Here is a 2,213-nt window from a genome sequence, read left to right on the forward strand (position 1 = left end):
GGGACCCGCGTCCGCCGATGACCACCTCCGGCCTGCGCATCGGCACCCCCGCGCTGGCCTCCCGCGGCTTCGGCGAGGCCGAGTTCCGCGAGGTGTCCGACGTCATCGCCGAGGCGCTGAAGCCGAGCCCGGACGTGGAGGCGCTGCGCGCCCGCGTCGTGAAGCTCACCGAGGACTTCCCGCTGTACGACGGCCTCGAGGGCTGGTGAGCCGCCGATGACCGCGAAGGTCCTGGACGGCAAGGCCACCGCCGCCGCGATCAAGGAGGAGCTGCGCGGCCGCGTGGCCGCCCTCGCCGAGCGCGGGCACACCCCCGGCCTCGGCACCCTGCTCGTCGGTGAGGACGCCGGCTCGCAGAAGTACGTGGCGGGCAAGCACCGCGACTGCGCCGAGGTGGGCATCGAGTCCATCCAGCGTGAGCTGCCCGCGGACGCGACGGAGGAGCAGATCCTCGACGTCGTGCGCGAGCTGAACGAGGACCCGGCCTGCACGGGCTACATCGTCCAGCTGCCGCTGCCGAAGCACGTGGACACCCAGAAGGTGCTCGAGGCCATCGACCCGGACAAGGACGCGGACGGCCTGCACCCCATGAACCTGGGGCGGCTCGTGGCCTCGGTCGGCGGCGAGCTGGACTCGCCGCTGCCGTGCACCCCGGCCGGCTGCGTCGAGCTGTTGCGCCACCACGGTGTGGAGCTGGCCGGCAAGCACGTGCTCGTGATCGGCCGCGGCGTGACCATCGGCCGGCCCGCCGGCCTCGTGCTCACCCGCCGCGAGGTCAACGCCACCGTGACCCTGGCCCACACCGGCACCACGAACCTCGACGAGCTGCTGGCGAGCGCCGACGTCGTGATCGCCGCCGCCGGCTCCGCCCACATGGTGAAGCCGGAGCAGGTCAAGGAGGGCGTGATCGTCCTGGACGTGGGCGTCTCCCGCGTGACCGGGGAGGACGGGACGTCGCGCGTCCTGGGCGACGTGGACCCGGCCGTGAAGGAGAAGGCGGCCTGGATGGCGCCGAACCCGGGCGGCGTCGGGCCGATGACCCGCGTCATGCTGCTGGCGAACGTCGTCGAGGCCGCCGAGCGCGCCGCCGACGGCGAGGACTGGGCGGGGGAGCGGGCCGGAGCCTGACCTCTCCCCGCCCCGCGACGAACCCTGCGAATCGCAGGGTTCGTCGCCGAGGGGGCGGCGCGCGTCCGGGCGGGTGGTGCGCCTATGCTGTCGCCTTGTGAGTCACACCACTCTGCACGCGGCCCCCGCCTCCGTCATCCGTGCCCGTGGGCTGCGCAAGCAGTACGGCGAGTTCCACGCTGTGAAGGGCATCGACCTGGACGTGCGCCCCGGGGAGTGCTTCGGCCTGCTCGGCCCCAACGGCGCGGGCAAGTCCACCACCATGCGCATGCTCGCGGGCACCTCGCAGCGCACCGCGGGCGAGCTGACCATCCTGGGCATCGACCCGGAGGAGGACGGGCCGGCCGTCCGTGCGCGCCTGGGCGTGGTGCCGCAGCAGGACAACCTGGACGAGGAGCTCACCGCCCGGGAGAACATCCTGATCTACGGCCGCTACTTCGGCCTGCCCTACTCGTACCTGCGGCCCAAGGCCGAGGAGCTGCTGGCCTTCGCCCAGCTCACCGAGAAGGCGGACGCCAAGGTCACCGACCTCTCCGGCGGCATGAAGCGCCGGCTCGTGATCGCCCGCGCCCTGGTCAACGAGCCGGCCCTCTTCCTCCTCGACGAGCCCACCACGGGCCTGGACCCGCAGGCCCGCCACATCCTGTGGGACCGCCTCTACCGGCTCAAGGAACGCGGCACCACGCTGCTGCTGACCACGCACCACATGGACGAGGCGGAGCAGCTGTGCGACCGGCTCGTCGTGGTCGACGGCGGCGAGATCATGGCCGCCGGCACCCCCGCCGAGCTCATCCGCGAGCACGCCTCCCGCGAGGTCCTCGAGGCGCGCTTCGGCGCGGACCGCAACGAGGCCGCGGCCCGCACCGTCCAGGCCCACGCAGGTGACGGCGTCGTGCACCGCGTCGAGGTCCTCCCGGACCGCGTCCTCGTCTACGCCCGACGCGCGGACGACCTGCACGACGTCGTGCAGCGCCTCGTCGACGAGGGCGCCCTGCCCGCCCCCGCCACCACGCTGACCCGCCGCGCGAGCCTCGAGGACGTGTTCCTCATCCTCACCGGCCGCACCCTGGTGGACTGACCCGTGC

The 2,213-nt window shown here is 73.4% G+C and carries 2 protein-coding genes and 1 pseudogene; all 3 read left to right on the forward strand.

Annotated features, from left to right (window positions below; all coding sequences use genetic code 11):
• Positions 1-209: pseudogene (locus tag HMPREF3105_RS10195) on the forward strand (serine hydroxymethyltransferase); the annotation flags it as partial.
• 7 nt (positions 210-216) lie between these two features.
• Positions 217-1,128 carry a bifunctional methylenetetrahydrofolate dehydrogenase/methenyltetrahydrofolate cyclohydrolase gene (locus HMPREF3105_RS10200; RefSeq protein ID WP_020624736.1) on the forward strand — a complete coding sequence of 304 codons (912 nt, stop codon included), beginning with the start codon at positions 217-219 and terminating at the stop codon, positions 1,126-1,128.
• Positions 1,129-1,225: 97 nt separating this feature from the next.
• Positions 1,226-2,206 carry an ABC transporter ATP-binding protein gene (locus HMPREF3105_RS10205; protein ID WP_070709516.1) on the forward strand — a complete coding sequence of 327 codons (981 nt, stop codon included), beginning with the start codon at positions 1,226-1,228 and terminating at the stop codon, positions 2,204-2,206.
• Positions 2,207-2,213: the final 7 nt, after the last annotated feature.

Origin of the sequence: Micrococcus sp. HMSC31B01 (genome assembly GCF_001816085.1) — a bacterium.
Lineage (GTDB): Bacteria > Actinomycetota > Actinomycetes > Actinomycetales > Micrococcaceae > Micrococcus > Micrococcus luteus.

Excerpts from the sequence above, each read along its gene's own strand:
- HMPREF3105_RS10200 (WP_020624736.1), top strand. The coding sequence starts at position 217 with ATGACCGCGAAGGTCCTGGACGGCAAGGCCACCGCCGCCGCGATCAAG.